Consider the following 20,712-nt stretch of genomic DNA (forward strand, 5'->3'; position numbering starts at 1 on the left):
CGGCTCAGGTTCCGCCGAAACGCTTGCGTACCCTTTCGGCGAAGCTGCGGCTGACAGGCACCGTGGCGCCAGAGGTCAACCGCAGGAAAAGACGGCTGCCGTCTCTTTTCAGGCCGATGACATGGTTCGCCGCGACCCAATGGGATCGATGGGTTTGAACGCCATCGGTCGTGCCGATTTCGCGCAAGGCATCGGAAAAGCGCAAGAGAAGAAGCTGCCGGCCACGGGTTGTCGTGACGACGGTGTAGTGATCCTCCACGGTCAAATGCAGAAGCGGACCGCGCATTTCCGGCTTGAGGCGAGCAGTCAGCGGCGCTGGCTCGGCCGCGTCATTCGGCGGTTTGAGCGCAGCCGTTGCGTCGCTACCTGATTTTGGTTCGGGAGTGGTGGCCGACAGCGTCAGATGCGTGAGGAGACTGAAGAGCACCGAGAGTGGAAGGCAGACGACGAGCTGGTGGCCATAGGCTGGAAGGCTTGGCGCAGAGCCTAGCCATGACCAACGGATCAGCTCCACCGCAGCAGCGACGAAGGGTGCGGCGATCAGGGCATTGATGGCGAGCAGCTGGGGGGTGCTGTGCAGTCGTCCGGCAAACGAAATCTCCGCCAGCGTGATGACCACAATCGCGATCGTCCATGCGGCTCCATGCAACAGCGTCCAGAAGGCGGCGCGTTCGAGGACGCCCATGTCCTCCATCGTGCCCGATGGGCCGATCGCCACGAAGACCGAAACCACGATGGCGAATGTTGCCCAGAGGCGCGGCGCGCTGATGAGCATGGTCCATTCACGAAGCGCAGACTGCAGGGTGGTGCTGTTCACGAATTTCTCTCGACATCGACGGCAAAGCATTTGTCTCGCGGCGCCTTGCGAACGAACAGCGGGACACGAACCATTGAAACCGCGATCTTCTCCAAGGCAAGCCCCATGTCGATTTCTCTGCTGACGCAGTCTTCCCTCGCTATCCCGATCCATGTCGCCTCAGCCGTCTTTGCCCTTCTCCTGGGCGCTACCCTGCTGGTCGGCCGCAAGGGAACTGGCCCGCACCGGCTTCTCGGCCGGATCTGGATCGGGATGATGGTGATCACTGCACTCTCCAGCTTCTTCATTCAGTCACTGCGGCTCTATTTTGGCTTCAGTCCCATCCACATCTTGTCTGTCTTCACACTGATCGGCAGCTGGCAGGCGGTGGCGGCAGCACGTGCGGGGCGCATCGCCGAACACCGCCGGCATGTGGGCAACCTCTACAGTTTTGCACTGCTGACAGCCGGGGCCTTCACTCTGCTTCCCGGACGGCTGATGCACAAGTTGTTGTTCGGCGAAGGACAAGGGCAGGGGCATCTGTTTGCGATCGGTTTGCTACTCTTCCTCGTGGCGGCGCTTCAGTGGTGGTTGCGCAAGTCCCCCCGGCATTTCAGGCCGGGAACCTGAAACACGCGACTTGCCGCTGGTGTCGTGGAACAGTTCGGCTATCTTCTCATTGTCAGGGGCAGATGCGTGGAGGGACAACATCATGGAATGGCGAGGCCGGCGACAGTCGAACAATGTCGAGGACCGGCGTGGGCAGTCCTCCGGTGGCCTTGGCCGCAACCCGTTCGGGCGCTCCGGCATTCAACTCCCGATGGGCGGGCGGCGCGGCGGTGGCTTGAGCTTCGGCACCATCATTTTCCTTGTTGTCATCTACTTCGTGTTGAAGGCCATGGGCATCGACATGCTGCAGGTTCTTGGTGAGGGCAATGTCGGGGGCGCCGGATCGGGTTACGAGCAATCGATCGGCCAGGGTCCTCAGGGGCAGTCCAGTGATGACACCACGGCCTTCGTGCGGACGGTTCTGGCGGAGACCGAGACCACCTGGAATGCAATCTTTACGGCCTCCGGCGAACGCTATCGGGAGCCGACCCTTGTGCTCTTTGCTGGCTCGACGTCATCACCCTGCGGCCAGGCGTCCTCAGCCACCGGTCCGTTTTATTGCCCTGCCGATAGCAAGGTCTATCTCGACACGGAGTTCTTCGACCAGCTTGAGCAGCAGTTCGATGCGGCCGGCGACTTCGCCCAGGCTTATGTGATCGCGCATGAGGTCGGGCATCATGTGCAGAACCTCACCGGTGTTCTGCCGGAGTTCAACCGCCAGCGCCGCTCGATGGGGCAGCGCGAGGCAAACCAGATGTCGGTGCGGGTCGAGCTGCAGGCCGATTGCTATGCCGGGATCTGGGCCAAATCCGCCGACAAGGAGGGCATCCTTTCGGACGGCGATCTCGAGGAGGCGCTGAATGCCGCACAGCAGATCGGCGACGATACACTGCAGAAGCGCAGCCAGGGCTATGTCGTGCCCGACGCCTTCAATCACGGCACGTCTGCGCAGCGGATGAAGTGGTTCAAGCGTGGCTATGACAGCGGCAATGTCGGTGCCTGCGACACCTTCTCCGGCGCGATCTGACGCGCCGGTTCTTTCAGCGGATCAGCAGTGCGGTCAGCCACAGGCCGAGACCGAAGGCGGTATGGGCCAAGAGATTGAGGGCGCGGACCTTGTTCGGGTTCGGCGTCTTCGAGGCGGCCCAGCCGAGCCCAAGGCCCGGCTGCAGCAGGAACCAGCCGGCCGCAACAGTGGCAATCGCCCAGATCCAGGCCGGCAGCAGGGTTGGTCCGGCAAGCCAGCTTGAGCCGAGCGCGAGGACGAGGATGATCCCGTAGGCAATGCCGACGGCATAATGCGCGATCCAGCCAAGTGCCTGTTCGTGGCGGTAGGGTGCAGCATCTGCGATCGTTTGATGAAACACCGTGCCGAATTTAAGGTGATAGAACCAACGTCCGACGGGAGCCCAGTTGGCCTTCGGCTGGCGGAAGGCGAGCGTCAGAAACATGGCCCAGAGGTCCATGGCAAGTGTTGCGCCGATCCCGATGATGGAGCCGCGCCAGATCAGTTCCCACATGCTTCATCCGTCCTGGTGATCGAGAAATAGAGAGTTGACCCTATGGGCGGTTTGCGGCCGTAAGAAAGGCCGTTTTGCGCGGCAACAGGCAGGTTCCCCTGTTTTTCGAGAGGATTTCGGTTCGGATCTGATGTTTAAGCCCTGATTTTCATCAATCTTGCTGATGTATCGCGCAATAATTTTGCAGGTTGTCGATTTCACCTTGCTGGATTGCAGGTTGCCGCTTATCCCGATGTGACATGCCGCTCACCAGTACGCTCTGGAAGCGGCTTTTTTCGTTGGAATAAAGCCATGCACACCGATGCTGTCACGATCGAAACCTCAAGCCATGCGCCTGTCGGCGCCGGCTCCTGGATGTCGCATATCCGGGCGACACTGTCGCTCGGTATTCCCCTGATCGGCGCGCAGCTGGCGCAACTTGGCATTCACACCACGGATGTGGTCATCGTCGGTCAGCTTGGAGCGGTACCGCTTGCAGCCATGGTGCTGGCCGGGCAGTTCTTCTTCACGATCTTCATCTTCGGATCCGGTTTCTCCATGGCTGTCATGCCCATGGTCGCTCAGGCCTATGGACGCGGTGACGTCGTCTCTGTCCGTCGCTCGATCCGCATGGGCATGTGGGTCTCTATCCTCTACGTGATCCTGACGATGCCGCTGTTCTTCAATGCGGAGGCGATCCTGCTCGCTTTGGGGCAAAAGCCCGAGGTGGCAAGCCTTGCTGCAAACTATGTCTTCATCATCCAGCTCGGCCTGCTTCCGGCCCTGCTCTTTGCCGTCTTGCGTGCGCTGGTCAGTGCGACGGGCCGGGCCCGGATCGTGCTGTGGGTGACGCTCGGCATCCTGGTCCTCAATGCGATCCTCGCCTATGCGCTGGTGCTCGGGCACTTCGGGCTGCCGGCGCTCGGCATGACCGGGGCGGCGATCGTTGCGGTCATCGTGCAGTGGGTGAGCTTCGTCGCCATGGTGATCTACATCCAGACCCGGGACGAGACGCGGCGTTACGAGCTCTTCGTGCGCTTCTGGCGGCCGGACTGGCAGGCGTTTCGCGAAGTGCTGCATCTCGGGATGCCGATCAGCGTCACAGTGCTTGCGGAAGTCAGCCTGTTCAGCGCTGCCTCGCTTTTGATGGGGCGGATCGGCACGATCGAACTGGCCGCCCATGGCATCGCACTGCAGCTCGCCTCGATCGCCTTCATGCTGCCGCTTGGATTGGCGCAAGCCGCAACCGTTCGGATCGGCCTTGCGCATGGACGGGGCAATTATCCGGAGCTGGTGCGGGCATCGATCACGGTGCTTGGCATTGCCGGTCTGATGTCCCTTTCGGGCGCAATCCTGTTCCTGCTCGTGCCAAATCAACTGTCTGCCGCGTTTATCAACGAGAATGCCCCGGCCGCCGCCGAGGTGCTGGCCTATGCGGGGCCGCTCGTCATGGTCGCGGGGCTTTTCCAGCTGGTCGACGGGTTGCAGGCAATTGCGGCTGGGCTCTTGCGCGGGCTGAAAGATGCGCGCGTACCGATGATCCTGGCGCTCGTTTCCTACTGGCCGATCGGCTTCTTCCTCGCCTGGCTCATGGCCTTCCCGCTCGGGATTGGTGGTATCGGCATCTGGTACGGCTTCTGCCTTGGGCTTGCGAGCGCTGCCGTCATGCTGAGCCTTCGTTTCTACCTGAAGGTCCGGCATGAAATGCAAACGGCCCGGGCATGAACCCGGGCCGCCAATATCCAGTCTGATTGAAGCGTCTCAGCGTTCGGCGAGTGCCGGTTCGCCCTTCGTTTCGCGCACCATGTTGATGAAGCGGCGGAAAAGGTAGTGGCTGTCCTGCGGGCCGGGTGAGGCTTCCGGGTGGTGCTGCACGGAGAAGACCGGCTTGCCCTTGAGGCGCAGGCCGCAATTGGTGCCGTCAAACAGCGAAACGTGAGTTTCTTCAACGCTTTCCGGCAGCGACTTCGAGTCGACCGCGAAGCCGTGGTTCATCGAGACGATTTCGACCTTGCCGGTGGTGAAGTCCTTCACCGGATGGTTTGCGCCGTGATGGCCCTGGTGCATCTTCTCGGTCTGGCCGCCGAGTGCCAGACCCAGCATCTGGTGGCCGAGGCAGATGCCGAAGACCGGCTTGTCGGTCTTGATGAGTTTCTGGATGACAGGCACGGCATATTCGCCGGTTGCTGCCGGATCTCCCGGACCATTCGACAGGAAGACGCCATCCGGGTTCAGCGCCATGATGTCTTCGGCCGAGGTGGTGGCGGGCACGACCGTGACCTTGCAGTCGAGGCCGGCGAAGAGACGCAGGATGTTGCGCTTCACGCCGAAGTCGACGCAGACGATGTGGTACTTGGCGTCGTCCGCATCGAGAGTTGTGTGGCCTTCGGTCCAGGACCAGACTTTCTCGTTCCAGACGGAGGACTGGCCGGAGGTCGCAACCTTGGCGAGATCGAGGCCTTCGAGACCGCTCCAGGCCTTGGCTTCGGCCTTCAGCGCCTCGATGTCGAAGACGCCGTTCGGGTCATGGGCGATGACGGCATTCGGGGCGCCATTCTCACGGATCCAGGCGGTGAGGGCGCGGGTGTCGATGCCCGAGAGGCCGATGATGCCGCGGGCCTTCAGCCAGGCGTCGAGATGGCTTGCGGCACGATAATTTGAAGGCTCCGTGATATCGGCCTTGAAGATCGTGCCGACCGCGCCGTGGCGGGCTGCCGGCGTCAGGTCTTCGATGTCTTCGTCATTGGTGCCGACATTGCCGATATGCGGGAAGGTAAAGGTGACGATCTGGCCGAGATAGGAGGGATCGGTGAGGATTTCCTCGTATCCGGTGAGTGCCGTGTTGAAGCAGACCTCGGCCTGGACCTTGCCGGTCGCGCCGATTCCGTGGCCTTCGATGACGGTGCCGTCGGCGAGAACGAGGAGGGCGGTCGGCTTGCGGGTCGTCCAGGGGGCTGTCGCGGTCATGGTTGTTCCTTGTTCGCCCGCGTACCGGCCCCTTGTCGGAGCGGTTTCGCAGGACCATTTATGTTGTAGATCGAGGGCGCGCGAAGTCGCGCGTTTTCGGCCCTGATGACAATTTGCGTGCAGGTGCCGAGCAATAGACGCATCGCAGGGAGAGGTCAATTCCGGAGTTGTTTCCGGGACGGATTTCTCCCAAGCCGTTTCAAGGGTTTGCTCAATTCGTTTGCGCCGCAGCAAATGTCTGGCTATGAGAACCACTCAACAAACACGGAAAAGCCACAATCACTGCGGGTGAGGCGGCCTTTCCCCGGAGAAGAAAATGATACGCGACACGCTCGCCAACTCGCTGAAAGAAGCCCTGAAGGCCAAGGATGTCCGTCGGACGTCGACCGTGCGTCTGATCCAGACCGCGATCAAGGACCGGGACATTGCGCATCGCGGTGCCGGCAAGGATCCGGTCAGCGACGACGAGATCATGCAGATCCTGATGAAGATGATCAAGCAGCGTGACGAATCCGCCAAGATCTATGCCGACAACGACCGCCCGGAACTCGCTGCCCAGGAGCGCGAGGAAATCGTCATCATCAAGTCCTTCATGCCCGAGCAGCTCTCGGAAGAGAAAGTGCGTGAACTCTGCGCTGCGGTGATCAACGAAACCGGGGCGCAAGGCCTGCGCGACATGGGCAAGTGCATCAATGCGCTTAAGGAACGTTATGCCGGCCAGATGGATTTCGGCAAGGCCTCGGGCGTGGTCAAGGACCTCCTGAAGTAACTGCCTGGCCTCATTCACGGATGTTCGACGCCGCCTCCGGGCGGCGTCTTGCATTTCAGGGTTTCGAGCGCTTCTGCTCGTCGACGAAGTGGCGCAGGACCGCGTTGATGCGGGTCTGGTAGCCCTTTCCGGTCGCCTGGAAGAAATCGATGATGTCGGGATCGAGGCGGATCGAGATCGGCTTCTTCTTGTCCGGGATCACCATCCTGGCCTTGGACCAGTCGATGTCCATGTGATCCTTCCAGTCCGGATCATCGCGCATGGCGCGCTCGATATCCTCATCGGTCATGGCATCGACGCGGGCCCAGTCGGTCTGGCTTTTTTCACCCCGCGCCCGTTTTTCCAGAATCTCAGAGATGGTAGTGCGCGTGATATTCTCTTCGCTCATTTCTTCTCGCAACGCGGGCGGATATGATCCGACAGACGTTTCCTCTCATGGTGTAGACGGCGGTAATCAATCGGCCGCTTTCCGGGCAAGTCGCAAGAATCCGCAATTCACCGTTGGTCAGGGTCTGTGTTTCAAGGCGAGGTTCGGCCAGTGCCAAGACAACGTCATCGAAGTCGATTCCATGCTTGTGGCGATTGCTGATCCGTTTAACCTCGTCCCACTCGAAGGCCCATTCTTCCTGCGGAATGTCGTCCAGGCTTCGCATGGCAGCGGCTCTCGTATCCGTCGGCTACAAGTGTATATACAAACGTCATGATGTTCAACCTCTGTGAATAACGGGCACTCCGCGCGAAAGCCTTGGCGCTCTGGCCAGTGGGTGCCTATATGGAGGATCAGCTTCCCAAGGACACCGATGCGTTTTTCCAGCGACTTCCTCGACGAGATCCGTGACCGCGTGCCGATTTCGGCCGTGGTGGGCCGCCGCGTGACCTGGGATCGCAAGAAGACCAATGTGTCGCGGCAGGACTACTGGGCGTGCTGCCCCTTCCATGGCGAGAAGAGCCCAAGCTTTCACTGCGAAGATCGCAAGGGCCGCTATCATTGCTTCGGCTGCGGCGTGTCCGGCGATCACTTCCGTTTCCTGACAGATCTTGAAGGACTGAGCTTCGTTGAGGCGGTGCAGCAGGTGGCCGATATGGCCGGGATTGCGATGCCGCAGCCAGATCCGCAAGCGGAGCGGCGAGAGCGGGAACGCACGACGCTGCAGGACGTCATGGAGATGGCGACGCAGTTCTTCCAGGACCAGTTGCAGACGGCGAGTGGCGCGCGAGCGAGGGCTTACTTACGAGAGCGTGGTCTCTCGGGGCGGACCATCGAGACGTTCAGGCTCGGCTACGCGCCGGAAAGCCGCAATGCGCTGAAGGAGTATCTGGCCGCCAAGGGGGTGCCGAAGGAGCAGATCGAAGCCTGCGGGCTCGTCGTGCATGGCCCTGATATCCCGGTCTCCTATGATCGCTTCCGCGATCGTATCATGTTCCCGATCCTGTCGTCGCGTGACAAGGTCATCGCCTTTGGCGGTCGCGCCATGGCGGCGGATGCTATGGCGAAATATCTCAATTCCAATGAGACCGAGCTCTTTCACAAGGGCAATGTTCTCTACAATTTCTCCCGCGCTCGGCGGGCGATGCAGGGAGCGGATGGCGCCGATACCCTGATTGCTGTCGAAGGCTACATGGACGTGATCGCCCTGTATCAGGCCGGGATCGAAAATGCTGTCGCGCCGCTCGGCACGGCGCTGACCGAAAACCAGTTGCAGCTGATGTGGAAGACGACCCCGGTGCCGGTCCTCTGCTTCGATGGTGACGGCGCGGGCCAGCGGGCAGCGTTTCGCGCCGTCGATCTGGCTTTGCCACACATCAAGCCGGGCCAGTCGCTCCGGTTTGCAATGCTTCCCGACGGCAAGGATCCGGATGATCTCGTCAAGCGCGACGGGCGCCAGCCGTTCGACCGTGTGCTGACGGAGGCGCGGCCGCTCGCCGAAATGGTCTGGATACGCGAAACGCAGGCCGGTGGCTTCGATACACCGGAAAAGCGCGCCGAACTTGAAGCGAAGCTCAAGCAGATCGTCAACGTCATTGCCGACGAAAACGTCCGTCGCCACTATCAGCAGGATGTGCGTGACCGCCTCTACGGCTTCTTCCAGGGCAGTCAGCCCGGCCGCGGAGAGCGTGGCAATTTCCAGGGCGGCAGCCGCGGGCAGGGGCAGGGTGCCCGAAATGGCGGCGGGCGTCCTCCCGGTCCCGTTGCCTCAAGCCGTGGCACGATTTCGGACCGTTTGGCGCGATCCGGCCTCGTGCGCGGTGCGCTGGATCAGCCGACGCTCAGGGAAAGCGTGCTGGCGCTGACCATCGTCAATCATCCCCAGCTTCTCGAGGGCGAGTATGATGAGGTCGCCGCGATCGATTACGAGCATGCGGGATTGCAGAAACTGTGGTCGTCGCTGCTGACGGCCGTCGCGGAAGCCGGTCCGTTGCTCAGCCGCGAAATCCTGATCCAGAAGCTTGAGGCCCATGGTCACGGCACGCTGCTGCGTAGTCTCGACCAGCAGATCCGCAATGCGCGGCTCTGGATCGCCACGGAAATTGCTGCGTCCGAGGATGCCCGTGAGGGCTATCGCCAGGCGCTCGCGCTTTACAAGCGGGCAAGGGCCTTGAAACGTCAGCGCATGGAGTTGGAGCGGGAGATTGCGGAAGCGACCGAAACTGACGATGGCGCGCGCATCGAGCAGGTGATCAGCGCCTTGCATGAGGTGCAGCTCGAGGTGACGCGCATGGAAAACCAGGAAGCGATCATCGATGGCTTTGGCGTGATGTCTGGACGCGTCAAGGGGCCGGCGACCGGACACGGCTGATGTAATCGTTTGCATAAACCTGTTGCACGGCGGCGGCAAATGGGGGATTCAGGTCCTGTTCCATTGTTACCGGAAACAAGAGTGGCGCAGCACGAGTTCGATTTCATAGCCCGCAACGGGCGCAAGCTCCGCTCGTTCTGGCGCCTGCCGAATGCCGTCTGGTGGGTGGCAAGGATCGGAACCGCCGGTTATCCGCCGCGTATTCGTCGCAGGCTCGCCGTCACCAACATCATCGCAGCGATGGTCAGCTTGATGACCATTCCCTACGTGCTGCTCTACGTGGCCTATGACTGGTATGGCCTTCTGCCGGCGATCATCGCCTTTTCTCCGCAGGTGATCTTCTACGCGCTGACCCCCTATTTTCACCGCTACGGACCGATTTCTGGGGCGCTTTACCTGTGCACGATCTGGCTGATCTTCGGGATCGGCTACTGCATGTTCTTCGGCCGGGACTCGGGGCTGCATTTCTATTTTCTGCCCGGCGCGGCGGCTTCCATGCTCGTTTTCGGGGCAGAGCGGCTATTGCTTTCCGCCTTTGTCACCATTGTCGGACTGGCTGCCTTCCTTGCGACCGAAATCCTCTTCGTAGCGCCGCTCGACTTCATCCGGGTCGAGCCGATTTTTCTGAATACGCTCTACTACCTGACGGTCCCCTTTGCCTTCCTGCTGATCTTTACCACCTCCTTCTTTGCCTTCAAGGAAGCCGCCCAGGCGGAGATGGCGCTGGAATCAGAACACGAATTCTCGGAGAGGCTGCTGCAGAATATTCTGCCGCAGGCAGTGGCAAGTCGGCTTCGCGATCATCGGACGCAGGTTGTGGCCGACCAGATCCCGTCCGCCACCATCCTGTTTGCCGATATCGTCGACTTCACACCACGGGCGGCACGCTGGCAGCCGCAACAGGTCATTGCCTTCCTCGGGCGTGTCTTCTCGCAATTCGATGCGATTGCCAACGCGCATGGCCTGGAGAAAATCAAGACGATTGGCGATGCCTACATGGTGGCCGGCGGTCTTCCCGAACCGAAGCCGGATCACGAGACAGCCGTCGCCCTGATGGCGCTCGATATCATCGCCTGCTGCCGCAAGATTTCGGAGCAGGTGGGAGAGGTGGTGGAGGTTCGCATCGGCCTTGATGCGGGGCCGGTGGTGGCCGGCGTGATCGGGACTAACAAGCTTCTCTACGATGTCTGGGGCGATACGGTGAATACGGCGGCGCATATGGAATCCCATGGCGTTGCCGGTCGTATCCAGGTTGCCGACTGCCTGAAGCAGCGCCTGGAGAGCCGTTTCGATTTCGAGCTGCGTGGTGAGGTCGATGTCAAGGGCAAGGGGTTGATGCGGGTCTGGTTCTTGACGGGTGTCAAGAGTGAGTCTCTCACCGCGACATGACTCGGCTCTTGCGGGTTTTGCCTCTTGTTTCTCGGGCGTGACGTCCTACATCTGCGAAGATCGGTGATAAAGACGCCGTTGAACGGCTTGTTTTGTTGATTTTCCCTGTCGAGCCGCCGGAAAGGCTTGACGTCAGGAAAAATTGTGGGAATCACCAATCCAAGCACACAAGGGTGAAGTGGGTTCGGACGGATCTCTGGTATGGTGACCGGTCATGCAGACAAACGAGTTTTCGGCGCTGCGACCGCAATGCCCATAGTTAAGCAGGAATTAAGCAACACTCCGTTAGGTCAGTGACAGCTATCCGCCCGGGTGAGTGGTTCGTCTCCCATTCCTCCGGCGGCAAGCCGCATGATCAGACGTCAGGGAAAGCGACAAGATAAATGGCATCGAAAGTCAAAGAAAACGAAGAAGCCGACAGCGAACGCGACGGCGCGCCGGACGGTCCGCTTCTCGATCTTTCCGATGACGCGGTCAAAAAGATGATCAAGGCCGCGAAAAAACGCGGCTATGTGACCATGGACGAGTTGAACTCGGTTCTGCCGTCGGAGGAAGTGACCTCCGAGCAGATCGAGGACACCATGGCCATGCTTTCCGACATGGGCATCAACGTCATCGAAGACGAAGACGTCGATGAAGCCCAGAGTGGGGAAGACGACGCCGAGGAAGAAGGCGAGAGCGAAGGCGGCGAACTGGCCCCGACGGCTGGCACTGCTGTGGCGACCGCCAAGAAGAAAGAGCCGACCGACCGTACCGACGATCCGGTGCGCATGTATCTGCGCGAAATGGGCTCCGTCGAGCTTCTGTCGCGCGAAGGCGAAATCGCGATCGCCAAGCGCATCGAGGCTGGCCGCGAGACGATGATCTCCGGCCTCTGTGAGAGCCCGCTGACCTTCCAGGCGCTGATCATCTGGCGCGACGAACTCAACGAAGGCACGACGCTTCTGCGCGAGATCATCGATCTCGAAACCACCTATTCCGGTCCGGAAGCCAAGGCGGCCCCGCAGTTCCAGAGCCCGGAAAAGATCGAGGCCGACCGCAAGGCCGCCGAAGAGAAGGAAAAGGAACGCGCCAAGCGCCGTCCGCAGGCCGCCTCCGGTGACGACGACGACATCACGGCCATCGGTGGCGAAGGCATGCCGCCGGAAGAAGAGGAAGAGGACGAGGACGAATTGAACCTGTCGCTTGCCGCGATGGAATCGGAACTGCGTCCGCAGGTCATGGAGACCCTCGACCTGATCGCCGACACCTACAAGAAGCTGCGCAAGCTGCAGGACCAGCAGGTGGAGGCGCGTCTTGCCTGTGCCGGCACGCTGTCATCAGGCCAGGAGCGCCGCTACAAGGAGCTGAAGGATCAGCTGGTCACGGCCGTCAAGTCGCTGTCGCTCAACCAGAACCGCATCGACAGCCTCGTTGAGCAGCTCTACGACATCTCCAAGCGCCTGATGCAGAACGAGGGCCGCCTGCTGCGTCTCGCTGAAAGCTACGGCGTCAAGCGTGATTCGTTCCTCGAACAGTATCAGGGTGCTGAACTCGACCCGAACTGGATGAAGTCGATCGCCAATCTTTCGGCGCGTGGCTGGAAGGATTTCGCGCGCGAGGAAAACCAGACGATCCGCGATATCCGTGGCGAAATCCAGAACCTCGCCACCGAAACCGGTATCTCGATCGCCGAGTTCCGTCGCATCGTGTCCATGGTGCAGAAGGGCGAGCGTGAAGCGCGTATCGCCAAGAAGGAAATGGTCGAGGCGAACCTGCGTCTCGTCATTTCGATCGCCAAGAAGTACACGAACCGCGGCCTGCAGTTCCTCGACCTCATTCAGGAAGGCAATATCGGCCTGATGAAGGCGGTCGACAAGTTCGAGTATCGCCGCGGCTACAAGTTCTCGACCTATGCGACCTGGTGGATTCGTCAGGCGATCACCCGCTCGATCGCCGACCAGGCCCGCACGATCCGTATTCCGGTGCATATGATCGAAACGATCAACAAGATCGTTCGCACATCGCGCCAGATGCTGCACGAAATCGGTCGCGAGCCGACGCCGGAAGAACTGGCCGAAAAGCTCGCAATGCCGCTCGAAAAGGTCCGCAAGGTTCTGAAGATTGCCAAGGAGCCGATCTCGCTCGAAACCCCCGTGGGTGACGAGGAGGATTTACACCTTGGCGACTTCATCGAAGACAAGAACGCGCTTCTGCCGATCGACGCCGCCATCCAGGCGAACCTGCGCGAAACAACAACCCGCGTTCTCGCCTCGCTGACGCCGCGTGAAGAACGCGTCCTGCGCATGCGCTTCGGCATCGGCATGAACACCGACCATACGCTCGAAGAAGTCGGCCAGCAGTTCTCGGTCACCCGCGAACGTATCCGTCAGATCGAAGCCAAGGCGCTCAGAAAGCTGAAGCATCCGAGCCGCTCGCGGAAGCTCCGGAGCTTCCTGGACAGCTAAGCTGCACATGGATGTTTGACATCAGGACCCGTCGGAGCGATCCGGCGGGTTTTTTGTTTGTGTCAGATCGCAATGACCGGATGGGCAATCGTGCTGCAGGCCGTGGCCATGACCTTGTCGAGCGTGGCCACCGTGAGACCATTGCTGACAGCGATGGCAATGTGGAGACTGTCGCCGGCCCTCAGGCCCAATTCGGTCCGATCGCAGAGCCGGGCGGCGGCATGATAGTCGGACGAGGAGACTGGCAAGATGATCAGCGAACGGGTGACGAGTTGATTGAAGGCGGCGAGAGCTTGTGCCTTCTGCATCATGTCGATTTGCCCTGTGCGCAGTTTAAGAGACAGGGCTTACGAGAATTAAGTCATGGCTCAACCGCTTATATGGCGTGACCCCGATTCCTGATCCCGTAGCCACGCATATACACGGTCCGCTGCTGGCTCGTTCGTTAGAAGCGCGACTAAAACAGAAGTGTCGACATAGGCAATCAATAGCGGTCTTCGTCGCGCAGACGGCGGATGCCGCTATCGTCTGTCTGCGGCATCTGCCTGATCACACTGTCTAGCCAGACGAAATCGATCGCTTCGCGAGTCGGATCGGCAGGCACGAGTTGGGCAACCGCCTTCCCATGACGCTCGATCTCGATCGTCTCGCCCTGTTCGGCTTTTGCGATGAGATCGCTCAGACACTCTTTAGCGGTCGCAATGCTTACGGTTGTCATGCGGGCCGCTCCCAAACACGGATTACTGGAACTATCTTCATCATCATCCTATCTGCAGCCGGAGAAAAGAACTCGTGTCGCTAAGTTCTGCACGGGGATTGGATTAAACCTCTCTTTTTGCCGCAATCGTCGCTATGGATCGGATCATGACGGATACCAAGACGACAGGTTGGCGGCGCTTCGGGGGAGGGCTGACCCTTTCTCTGCTGCTGCACGGGCTTGCAGTGGCCGTTTTCCTGTTGAGTTTCGATAGTCCTGTCGAGCTTTCGCCTGAAGAACAGGCGGTCGAGGTGACGCTGGTTGCGCCGCCGACTGAACCGGAGCCGGAGCCTGCACCGGAGCCGGAGCCAGAGCCCGAGCCCGAGGCGACGGAGCCTCCGCCCGAGGAGACGGCTGAGGCCGAGCCGCTGCCGCCCGAGCCGGAGCCGCCGGCACCGGAGCCGGAAGCGGAAGCCGAACCTGAGGTGCAGCCAGAACCCATAGAGCAGCCACCGGTGCCCGAGCCGGAACCGGACTTGCCCGACGCAGCATCTGCCCCCATTCCCGTGCTGCGGCCGGTGGTGCGCTTTGGCGAGACAGACAGCGGACCGGAACTCTCTCGCGGGACTGAAGCCGAGGCAGAGCCTGCCGAGGAGGCTCAGACGCAGGAAGAGGCGGATGAAGTTGCCGATGCCGCGCTGACGCTGGCACAGCCCGAGCTCACGCTGCCGGAAGCTCCGCCACTCGATGGGGCCCTGCCGGAGGCCGCGGCGGAGACGGTTACAGGGGAAGGCGAGGCCGAGGCCAGCACCCAGGACGAAGCGACCGACCCTGCAGTGGTTGCGGCAATCTCCGAGGCGCAGCTTGAGCCGCGGGATGTAACCGAACTTTTTTCCTCGGCGATTTCAGGGGATCGGGCGGCGATGACGGCCATGGCCGGGCTGACGCGTCAGGAGCGCGGGGATCAGCTGTGCGGGACCGAACTCAGCCAGCAGCTTCGCAACGGCACACCGGCCTATGTGCCCTATTTCCTGCCGATCCTGCGCCTGCGGGAGGGCAATGTGGTCGACGTGCCGCTCGCGGCCTTCCGCGATGTCAACGGGTCCTGGATCAACATTGCCGTGCGCTGCGAGGTTGACGACGATGCGACCGAGGTCGTGCGCTTCTCGCTGTCGGTGGGCAAGGCTGTTCCGCGCGCGGAATGGGCGGAGCGCGGCTTTCCGGACAGCTGAGGCCGGAGCGTTTAGCCGAGCGCCTTGCGGATGACCGCCATGAACACGCGCGCGCCGATGGCGGTCAGGTCATCCGGATAGTCATAGTCGGGATTGTGCAGGGCAGGGTGGTTCTCGCCGGCGCCGAGGAAGAACATGGCCGAGGGGCAGACGGCGCGCAGACGGCCGAAATCTTCTGACGCCCGCATCGGCAGGTTGCCTTCATCGAAGCGGATCCCCTCCGCCTGCAGTGCCGCTTCCAGATGCGCTACGGCTTCCGGAGCATTCTCGCAGTGGAAGAAGATGTCGTGATAGCTGATGCCGTGCTGGAGCCCGGCGGTCTGTGAAGCCTCGGCGACCAGATGTTCGGCCTTGGCGCAGAGATTCGCCATTCGTTCGTCGACCAGGGTTCTCAGTGTGACCCAGATCTCGGCATCGCCCGGCGCAATCCCGAAGGCCTGTTCGCCAAGTGATGCGTGGGTGACTGTTGCCAGCGTGAAGTCCGTCGATGGCGGTGCTCCATGCGAGAGTGCTGTGAGCTCCGGCATCAGACGGGACATGGCCGCCATCGGCGAGATGCCGGTTTCCGGCTGGGAGGCGTGAGCGGTCTTGCCGGATAGCTTGATCTTCATGCCGCGTGAGGCGCAGTTCACCGGACCGCTCTTCAGCGCCACGGTGCCGAAGGCAAGGCCCGGCATGTTGTGAAGCGAATAGGCGAAATCAGGCCGGATTTCCTCAAAACGCGGATCTGCGAGCACGGCAGCGGCCCCGCATCCGTCTTCTTCTGCCGGCTGCCAGAGCAGTACCACGCGTCCCTTGCCGACGGCCTGCCGGGACAGGCCCCGCGCCAGCGCCAGAAGGATGGTCGAGTGACCGTCGTGGCCGCAGAGATGGCCTTTGCCGGCAATCGTCGAACGGTGGGAGGCTTGCGACTTCTCCTCGATCGGCAAGGCATCGAGCTCGGCGCGGACGAGAAGCGTGGGGCCGGTCAGCCCGCTGTCGAAGACGGCCGCAACGCCATGGCCGCCGAGATCCGTGACGATCCGGCAGGGTGCGAGTGGCTGCAAGGCTTCAACCACGCGGCGGGCGGTCTCCCGTTCTTCGCCTGACACTTCCGGATGGCGGTGCAGCTCGTGCCGAAAAGCCTGAAGCTCGATCACATCGCGGTTGGTCAGAAACATCGGTCCCTCCTCATGACACTGCGCGTCCGGTCTATACCATCGCGGGCCGTCGCCCAAGTCGAAGCGGGCACAAGGTTACAGGATCAGCTTGAGCGCGATGGCTGCCATGACAAAGGCGATCAAACCGTCGAGAACACGCCAGGCGACGGGCCTGGCGAACAAGGGGGCAAGCAGGCGCGCGCCATAACCCAGGCTGAAGAAGAAGGTGAAGGACGCGGTCATCGCGCCGAGCGCAAAGGCGGTCTCCTGTCCGGCGTAGCGGGTCGAGATCGAGCCCAGCAGCACGACCGTATCGAGATAGACATGCGGATTGAGCCAGGTGAAGGCGAGGCAGGTGAGAAAGGCTGCCTTCATGCTCATCGCAGGTGTTTCTCCCGCCCTGAGGCTCGCACCCCCGGCCCAGGCGGAATGGGCGCTGCGCAGCGCATAGACGATCAGGAAGGCGGCCCCGCCATAGCGCATTACCGGTTCCAGCCAGTCGAGGCGCGACAGAACCGTTGCAAAACCCGCGACACCCAGCGCGATCAGGATCGCATCGGAGATTGCGCAGGTGAGGACGAGCGGCAGCACATGCTCCCGCCGCAGACCCTGACGCAAGATGAATGCGTTCTGCGCGCCGATCGCGACAATGAGGCTGAGACCGAGCAGGAACCCGGCGGTGGCGGCAGTGAACATGGTGAACTCCCGTTGGCGATGCTGCTTTGACTAGTCGCCTCCGGCAAATTAGAACAGCTAATAAGTCTAATGCAGGATAAGCGTTTCTGATGTTTGATCCGTCCCAGCTTGCCGCTCTGTCTGCCGTTCTTCGGGCGGGCAGTTTCGAGCGTGCCGCCCAGATGCTGCATGTGACCCAATCGGCAATTTCCCAGCGTCTGCGGCAGCTCGAGGAGCAGGTCGGCACGTCGCTCGTCATTCGCTCGCAGCCATGCCGGGCGACAGAGGCCGGCGAACGCCTGTTTCGCCATGCCGAAGAGGTGCGTCTCCTGGAACATGGAGTGGGCCGCGATCTCGGGCTTTCTACTCGCACAGGCGGCGACGCCGCCGGCTTCCCAACGCTGCGGCTTGCCGTCAATGCCGATAGCCTTGCGACCTGGTTCGTGGCAGCCATGCAGGATATCGAGGGCGTCTTGTTCGATCTCGTCATCGACGATCAGGATCACAGTGCCGACTGGTTGAAGCGCGGCGAGGTGCGGGCTGCGATCAGCGGCTCGGCCAAACCGGTCCAGGGATGCGATTGCCGACCGCTCGGAACGCTGCGCTATCTGGCGACCGCAAGCCCTCGGTTCATGGCGCAATGGTTCGAGGGTGACAGCGTGACCTCGGCCAGCCTCGGCCGGGCTCCCGTCATCACCTTCAACTCCAAGGACCGGCTCCAGGTCCGCTGGGCGGAGGAGGCGCTGGGTGTCGCAACAACTGGTCCCTCGCATTGGCTGCCCTCCAGCCACGCGTTTGTCGATGCGGCCATTGCCGGCCTCGGCTGGGGCATGAACCCCGAACTGCTTGCCGGCGCCGCTCTTGCCGACGGACGTTTACGTGAAGTTGTGCCGGGAAAGCCGCTTGACGTGCCGCTCTACTGGCACGTCAGCCGCTCCGTGGCCGGGGCGATGACACCGGTCACCGAAGCCGTGATCCGCGCGTCCGCCCGTGTCTTGCGCCCAATCCGGTGACGCCGGGCCGCCCGGGGCGGCATCTTGCTTCCCGCGCTGACAGGCCTATCTTGTTTGAGAAGAAGGAGAGGCCCATGTCCCTGAAAGAACAGACACTTGCCGTCATCGATGCCCTCAATCGGCATGACTTCGATCGGCTTCTCTCGATGTTCGAGGAGGAGGCGGTGCTCGATCTGCCGGATGGCATCCGGGTGATCGGCCACGCATCCTTTCGGGACACGCTGGCGGCCTATGTTCTGCGCCACGGCATCACGCTGTCGGATCATGTGGTGATGGCGGATGCCGCGGGCTTTCGCGTTGCGGTGGAATGTACGCTGAACGGCTCGGACCGCCGCGACGCCGACGGCGGGGTGGACGGCGACGAGGGCCCCTATGCCCTGCCAGCCGTCCTCGTGCTTGAGCGCGAGAGCGATCTGTTCCTGCGGCTCAGCCTCTATGCGGGAACGCGCCCTTAAGCGAGGCTCTCTTCAGCCGGTGCCGAGATAGGCTTCCAAGACCGTCACGATCATCGCATGGTCCTCTTCCGACTTCAGACCGGAAACGGTGATTGCGGCGACGACGCCGGTGCCTTCCACCCGGACCGGAAAGCTGCCGCCGTGATCGGCATAGTCCATGGGATCCAGGCCGATCTCCGCCGATACAATGCGGCCACGGGCGCGATTGAGCTCGCCGACCCGAAGCGATGCCTTGTGCATGCGCAGCGTCACATTGCTCTTGCGACGTGCCCAATGATCATTGTCCGGCGAGGCGCCAGGCAGGGCGGCGTGAAACAGCGTGCGGTCGGGCGTTCGGATGTCGATGACCACCGGCGCCTTCTGCGACAGGGCCAAGTCTACGATGCGCTGGCCGACATCGAGCGACACCCTTTCATCGAAGCTCTTGAAAACGAGCAGGCTTTCCTGTCTCTCGATGGTTTCGATCAGGCTCATCTCGGTGCTCCTCCGTTTGTCGGCGCGAGACTATAGAGGGTGGTCCGGATAGGCTAGGGGCCGACGTCGGTTCTCCCCGCCGAAGCACGAAAGGATGGGCATGACCATACAGAGACTGATGATCGCCACGCGCGGGCAGGGCCTTTACGAGTTCACCGAGGCGGTGCATTCGTTCCTTGCTGACAGCGGCCTGGAAGAGGGCGTCATGACCGTCTTCGTGCGTCACACCTCCTGTTCGCTGCTGATCCAGGAGAATGCCGATCCCTCGGTGCAGGTGGACCTCAAGGCCTTTTTCCGCCGCCTCGTGCCACCAACGACGCATCCGTCGATGGACTACATCACTCATCGCGACGAAGGGCCGGATGATATGCCGGCGCACATCAAGGCTGCGCTTCTGCCGGTGTCGCTCTCCATCCCGTATTGCGACGGGCGCCTGCTGCTCGGGACATGGCAGGGTATCTATCTCTTCGAACACCGCGACAACCCGCATCGGCGTGAGGTCGTCTTGCATGTCTGAGACGTCGGAGTGGCTCTGCCCCGCAAGGTGAACAGTCGCTGAATGACGGATTAGGACTGCATTCAGCCAGCCGAATCTATTCTCTCCTCAATCGCTCGAAACGGCGGGATGGAAACCAAGGCGCCTGGATGCGCCAGTCCTAGGAGAGAGAAAATGATCGGCATGCTTCGGAAAATCGGTCTCGCAGCCATCGTCTCGGTCATGGCGACCACTGGCCTTGCCAGCACGGCTTCGGCCGACAGCTTCGGCTGGGGCGTCTATATCGAAGGTCCACGCCATGGCGGCCCCGGCTGGGATCGCCCGGGGCACCGCCCGGATTGGGATCGTCCCGGTTGGGATCGGCCCCGTCGCGGTGAATGCCGTCCGCATCAGGCCGTGGAAAAGGCGCGCTGGAACGGTCTGCGCCGGGCCTTCATCGCCGATGTCACGCCGCGGCGCGTGGTGGTCGCCGGTGTCCGTCACGGTGGTCGCGACCGGATGGTCTTCGCCAATGTCCGCGGCTGCCCGGTCATTCGCCACTGACGCCATGGCTGCGGAGCCGATCGGCTTTCGCCCGAACGCTTGAGCCTTGATCGCCCGCTGCCCGGGCCATGCAACAAGGGGCCAGACAAGACCCCGGCTGCATGGCCCGACTTTTTCATGTCGGTTGATCCCGATGCCTTGAAGACGCCCGAATCGATTGCCATATCAGCATCAACCCGCTGGTCCGGGCCCCTCTGGCAAGAGCCTCCGGCGCTCTTGCGATGTCGGACCTTTTTCGACACCGCTGCCGGTCCAAGGACCAATCCATGAGACACCACCACTCCATCCTGATTTCACCGGGTCGTTTCCCGGCACATGACGCCGCTCATCCGCGCCCGGGCATGCCGAAGCCGCGCATTGCTCTGCCGAGCCCTCTTGCTCAGTCGTCGGCAAGGTCGGAGACCGCCCGATGATCGGCGAATGGATTGCAGCGCTTTTTGCCGCCTTCGTCATCGATCCTGTCGAGGCAGATATTCGCCAGAGGCTCGAGGAGATGCAGGCGCCCGTGCAGGTCGTCGCCCAGGTGGGTGACTGTCTTCGCACCACCGGTCCCATGCTTGTCGACCGCGCGAGCGGGGACCTGTGGTGGGCTGCCACGACGGCGATATCGGTGACAACCGGCCTTACAAGCCCGGCGGAATTGCTCGATGCCGACAACCCGGCTTGCGCGCCCATTGCCGGCTATCTCATCTCCGCGGACGCGGAAGCCTGATT

At 61.8% G+C, this 20,712-nt stretch carries 23 protein-coding genes; 13 read left to right on the top strand and 10 right to left on the bottom strand.

The window, feature by feature from the left end; all coding sequences use genetic code 11:
• Window positions 1-4: 4 nt before the first annotated feature.
• On the bottom strand, window positions 5-817 hold the full coding sequence (locus SJY08_RS04880; protein WP_377274874.1) for a LytTR family DNA-binding domain-containing protein: 813 nt from the start codon (window positions 815-817) through the stop codon (window positions 5-7).
• A gap of 105 nt (window positions 818-922) precedes the next feature.
• Here SJY08_RS04880 and SJY08_RS04885 point away from each other — a divergent pair, with 105 nt between their 5' ends.
• Window positions 923-1,426, top strand: coding sequence for a DUF2306 domain-containing protein (locus tag SJY08_RS04885; protein ID WP_377274875.1), 504 nt, complete (start codon window positions 923-925; stop codon window positions 1,424-1,426).
• A gap of 82 nt (window positions 1,427-1,508) precedes the next feature.
• Window positions 1,509-2,432 (top strand): neutral zinc metallopeptidase, encoded by a 924-nt coding sequence (locus SJY08_RS04890; protein ID WP_377274876.1) that lies wholly within the window; start codon window positions 1,509-1,511, stop codon window positions 2,430-2,432.
• A gap of 13 nt (window positions 2,433-2,445) precedes the next feature.
• Here the strand turns inward: SJY08_RS04890 and SJY08_RS04895 are convergent, their stop codons facing one another.
• Window positions 2,446-2,925 carry a DUF2938 domain-containing protein gene (locus SJY08_RS04895; protein ID WP_054151562.1) on the bottom strand — a complete coding sequence of 160 codons (480 nt, stop codon included), beginning with the start codon at window positions 2,923-2,925 and terminating at the stop codon, window positions 2,446-2,448.
• 291 nt (window positions 2,926-3,216) lie between these two features.
• On the opposite strand from SJY08_RS04895, the gene SJY08_RS04900 reads away from it, so the two are divergent.
• Window positions 3,217-4,629, top strand: coding sequence for an MATE family efflux transporter (locus SJY08_RS04900; RefSeq protein WP_069043742.1), 1,413 nt, complete (start codon window positions 3,217-3,219; stop codon window positions 4,627-4,629).
• Window positions 4,630-4,665: 36 nt separating this feature from the next.
• Here the strand turns inward: SJY08_RS04900 and carA are convergent, their stop codons facing one another.
• Window positions 4,666-5,871, bottom strand: coding sequence for a glutamine-hydrolyzing carbamoyl-phosphate synthase small subunit (gene carA / locus SJY08_RS04905; RefSeq protein WP_377274877.1), 1,206 nt, complete (start codon window positions 5,869-5,871; stop codon window positions 4,666-4,668).
• A gap of 316 nt (window positions 5,872-6,187) precedes the next feature.
• Here carA and SJY08_RS04910 point away from each other — a divergent pair, with 316 nt between their 5' ends.
• Window positions 6,188-6,640 carry a GatB/YqeY domain-containing protein gene (locus tag SJY08_RS04910; RefSeq protein ID WP_054151565.1) on the top strand — a complete coding sequence of 151 codons (453 nt, stop codon included), beginning with the start codon at window positions 6,188-6,190 and terminating at the stop codon, window positions 6,638-6,640.
• Window positions 6,641-6,695: 55 nt separating this feature from the next.
• Here SJY08_RS04910 and SJY08_RS04915 read toward each other — a convergent pair whose 3' ends face one another.
• Together SJY08_RS04915 and SJY08_RS04920 are read right to left on the bottom strand one after the other, a co-directional pair.
• Window positions 6,696-7,028 (bottom strand): BrnA antitoxin family protein, encoded by a 333-nt coding sequence (locus tag SJY08_RS04915; RefSeq protein ID WP_054151566.1) that lies wholly within the window; start codon window positions 7,026-7,028, stop codon window positions 6,696-6,698.
• Window positions 6,991-7,293: a BrnT family toxin gene (locus SJY08_RS04920; RefSeq protein ID WP_082347859.1), complete on the bottom strand. Its 303-nt coding sequence runs from the start codon at window positions 7,291-7,293 to the stop codon at window positions 6,991-6,993. The genes SJY08_RS04915 and SJY08_RS04920 overlap by 38 nt, the downstream gene beginning before the upstream one ends.
• Window positions 7,294-7,440: 147 nt before the next feature.
• Between SJY08_RS04920 and dnaG the strand changes: the two genes are divergently transcribed.
• The 3 genes from dnaG (at window position 7,441) to rpoD (ending at window position 13,274) form a co-directional block, all read left to right on the top strand.
• On the top strand, window positions 7,441-9,438 hold the full coding sequence (gene dnaG / locus SJY08_RS04925; RefSeq protein ID WP_377274878.1) for a DNA primase: 1,998 nt from the start codon (window positions 7,441-7,443) through the stop codon (window positions 9,436-9,438).
• 81 nt (window positions 9,439-9,519) lie between these two features.
• Window positions 9,520-10,827 (top strand): adenylate/guanylate cyclase domain-containing protein, encoded by a 1,308-nt coding sequence (locus SJY08_RS04930; RefSeq protein WP_377274879.1) that lies wholly within the window; start codon window positions 9,520-9,522, stop codon window positions 10,825-10,827.
• A 383-nt stretch (window positions 10,828-11,210) separates the two neighbouring features.
• Window positions 11,211-13,274 carry an RNA polymerase sigma factor RpoD gene (gene rpoD, locus SJY08_RS04935; protein ID WP_377274880.1) on the top strand — a complete coding sequence of 688 codons (2,064 nt, stop codon included), beginning with the start codon at window positions 11,211-11,213 and terminating at the stop codon, window positions 13,272-13,274.
• Between the two features lie 62 nt (window positions 13,275-13,336).
• On the opposite strand, the gene SJY08_RS04940 is transcribed toward rpoD, so the two are convergent.
• The gene (locus SJY08_RS04940) at window positions 13,337-13,585 is read right to left on the bottom strand and encodes a type II toxin-antitoxin system VapC family toxin (protein ID WP_377274881.1); all 249 of its coding nucleotides are present in this window, start codon (window positions 13,583-13,585) and stop codon (window positions 13,337-13,339) included.
• A 173-nt stretch (window positions 13,586-13,758) separates the two neighbouring features.
• On the bottom strand, window positions 13,759-13,992 hold the full coding sequence (locus SJY08_RS04945; protein ID WP_377274882.1) for a type II toxin-antitoxin system Phd/YefM family antitoxin: 234 nt from the start codon (window positions 13,990-13,992) through the stop codon (window positions 13,759-13,761).
• A gap of 146 nt (window positions 13,993-14,138) precedes the next feature.
• Here SJY08_RS04945 and SJY08_RS04950 point away from each other — a divergent pair, with 146 nt between their 5' ends.
• On the top strand, window positions 14,139-15,203 hold the full coding sequence (locus tag SJY08_RS04950) for a DUF930 domain-containing protein (protein WP_377274883.1): 1,065 nt from the start codon (window positions 14,139-14,141) through the stop codon (window positions 15,201-15,203).
• 11 nt (window positions 15,204-15,214) lie between these two features.
• Here SJY08_RS04950 and SJY08_RS04955 read toward each other — a convergent pair whose 3' ends face one another.
• The gene (locus tag SJY08_RS04955; protein ID WP_377274884.1) at window positions 15,215-16,363 is read right to left on the bottom strand and encodes an amidohydrolase; all 1,149 of its coding nucleotides are present in this window, start codon (window positions 16,361-16,363) and stop codon (window positions 15,215-15,217) included.
• A 75-nt stretch (window positions 16,364-16,438) separates the two neighbouring features.
• Window positions 16,439-17,038, bottom strand: a complete 600-nt coding sequence (locus SJY08_RS04960; RefSeq protein ID WP_069043749.1) for a LysE/ArgO family amino acid transporter — start codon at window positions 17,036-17,038, stop codon at window positions 16,439-16,441.
• Between the two features lie 89 nt (window positions 17,039-17,127).
• Between SJY08_RS04960 and SJY08_RS04965 the strand changes: the two genes are divergently transcribed.
• The gene (locus SJY08_RS04965; protein WP_377274885.1) at window positions 17,128-18,030 is read left to right on the top strand and encodes a LysR family transcriptional regulator ArgP; all 903 of its coding nucleotides are present in this window, start codon (window positions 17,128-17,130) and stop codon (window positions 18,028-18,030) included.
• Window positions 18,031-18,104: 74 nt separating this feature from the next.
• The gene (locus SJY08_RS04970) at window positions 18,105-18,485 is read left to right on the top strand and encodes a YybH family protein (RefSeq protein ID WP_377274886.1); all 381 of its coding nucleotides are present in this window, start codon (window positions 18,105-18,107) and stop codon (window positions 18,483-18,485) included.
• A gap of 12 nt (window positions 18,486-18,497) precedes the next feature.
• On the opposite strand, the gene SJY08_RS04975 is transcribed toward SJY08_RS04970, so the two are convergent.
• Window positions 18,498-18,959: a heme-degrading domain-containing protein gene (locus tag SJY08_RS04975; protein ID WP_377274887.1), complete on the bottom strand. Its 462-nt coding sequence runs from the start codon at window positions 18,957-18,959 to the stop codon at window positions 18,498-18,500.
• Window positions 18,960-19,059: 100 nt separating this feature from the next.
• Here SJY08_RS04975 and SJY08_RS04980 point away from each other — a divergent pair, with 100 nt between their 5' ends.
• From SJY08_RS04980 to SJY08_RS04990, 3 genes are all read left to right on the top strand, one after another.
• Window positions 19,060-19,476 carry a YjbQ family protein gene (locus tag SJY08_RS04980; RefSeq protein WP_377274888.1) on the top strand — a complete coding sequence of 139 codons (417 nt, stop codon included), beginning with the start codon at window positions 19,060-19,062 and terminating at the stop codon, window positions 19,474-19,476.
• Between the two features lie 153 nt (window positions 19,477-19,629).
• A complete protein-coding gene (locus tag SJY08_RS04985) occupies window positions 19,630-19,998 on the top strand; it encodes a hypothetical protein (protein ID WP_069043754.1) in 369 nt (122 codons plus the stop codon).
• 409 nt (window positions 19,999-20,407) lie between these two features.
• Window positions 20,408-20,710, top strand: a complete 303-nt coding sequence (locus SJY08_RS04990; RefSeq protein ID WP_054151579.1) for a hypothetical protein — start codon at window positions 20,408-20,410, stop codon at window positions 20,708-20,710.
• Window positions 20,711-20,712: the final 2 nt, after the last annotated feature.

The organism is Rhizobium sp. R86522 (genome assembly GCF_042466255.1).
In the GTDB taxonomy this organism is placed as follows: Bacteria; Pseudomonadota; Alphaproteobacteria; order Rhizobiales; family Rhizobiaceae; genus Allorhizobium.

What these genes read in the sequence shown, in the direction of transcription:
- SJY08_RS04885 (WP_377274875.1), top strand. Translation starts at nt 923, where the DNA reads ATGTCGATTTCTCTGCTGACGCAGTCTTCCCTCGCTATCCCGATCCAT.
- SJY08_RS04890 (WP_377274876.1), top strand. Translation starts at nt 1,509, where the DNA reads ATGGAATGGCGAGGCCGGCGACAGTCGAACAATGTCGAGGACCGGCGT.
- SJY08_RS04895 (WP_054151562.1), bottom strand. Translation starts at nt 2,925, where the DNA reads ATGTGGGAACTGATCTGGCGCGGCTCCATCATCGGGATCGGCGCAACA.
- SJY08_RS04900 (WP_069043742.1), top strand. Translation starts at nt 3,217, where the DNA reads ATGCACACCGATGCTGTCACGATCGAAACCTCAAGCCATGCGCCTGTC.
- carA (WP_377274877.1), bottom strand. Translation starts at nt 5,871, where the DNA reads ATGACCGCGACAGCCCCCTGGACGACCCGCAAGCCGACCGCCCTCCTC.
- SJY08_RS04910 (WP_054151565.1), top strand. Translation starts at nt 6,188, where the DNA reads ATGATACGCGACACGCTCGCCAACTCGCTGAAAGAAGCCCTGAAGGCC.
- SJY08_RS04915 (WP_054151566.1), bottom strand. Translation starts at nt 7,028, where the DNA reads ATGAGCGAAGAGAATATCACGCGCACTACCATCTCTGAGATTCTGGAA.
- SJY08_RS04920 (WP_082347859.1), bottom strand. Translation starts at nt 7,293, where the DNA reads ATGCGAAGCCTGGACGACATTCCGCAGGAAGAATGGGCCTTCGAGTGG.
- dnaG (WP_377274878.1), top strand. Translation starts at nt 7,441, where the DNA reads ATGCGTTTTTCCAGCGACTTCCTCGACGAGATCCGTGACCGCGTGCCG.
- rpoD (WP_377274880.1), top strand. Translation starts at nt 11,211, where the DNA reads ATGGCATCGAAAGTCAAAGAAAACGAAGAAGCCGACAGCGAACGCGAC.
- SJY08_RS04940 (WP_377274881.1), bottom strand. Translation starts at nt 13,585, where the DNA reads ATGATGCAGAAGGCACAAGCTCTCGCCGCCTTCAATCAACTCGTCACC.
- SJY08_RS04945 (WP_377274882.1), bottom strand. Translation starts at nt 13,992, where the DNA reads ATGACAACCGTAAGCATTGCGACCGCTAAAGAGTGTCTGAGCGATCTC.
- SJY08_RS04950 (WP_377274883.1), top strand. Translation starts at nt 14,139, where the DNA reads ATGACGGATACCAAGACGACAGGTTGGCGGCGCTTCGGGGGAGGGCTG.
- SJY08_RS04955 (WP_377274884.1), bottom strand. Translation starts at nt 16,363, where the DNA reads ATGTTTCTGACCAACCGCGATGTGATCGAGCTTCAGGCTTTTCGGCAC.
- SJY08_RS04960 (WP_069043749.1), bottom strand. Translation starts at nt 17,038, where the DNA reads ATGTTCACTGCCGCCACCGCCGGGTTCCTGCTCGGTCTCAGCCTCATT.
- SJY08_RS04965 (WP_377274885.1), top strand. Translation starts at nt 17,128, where the DNA reads ATGTTTGATCCGTCCCAGCTTGCCGCTCTGTCTGCCGTTCTTCGGGCG.
- SJY08_RS04970 (WP_377274886.1), top strand. Translation starts at nt 18,105, where the DNA reads ATGTCCCTGAAAGAACAGACACTTGCCGTCATCGATGCCCTCAATCGG.
- SJY08_RS04975 (WP_377274887.1), bottom strand. Translation starts at nt 18,959, where the DNA reads ATGAGCCTGATCGAAACCATCGAGAGACAGGAAAGCCTGCTCGTTTTC.
- SJY08_RS04980 (WP_377274888.1), top strand. Translation starts at nt 19,060, where the DNA reads ATGACCATACAGAGACTGATGATCGCCACGCGCGGGCAGGGCCTTTAC.
- SJY08_RS04985 (WP_069043754.1), top strand. Translation starts at nt 19,630, where the DNA reads ATGATCGGCATGCTTCGGAAAATCGGTCTCGCAGCCATCGTCTCGGTC.
- SJY08_RS04990 (WP_054151579.1), top strand. Translation starts at nt 20,408, where the DNA reads ATGATCGGCGAATGGATTGCAGCGCTTTTTGCCGCCTTCGTCATCGAT.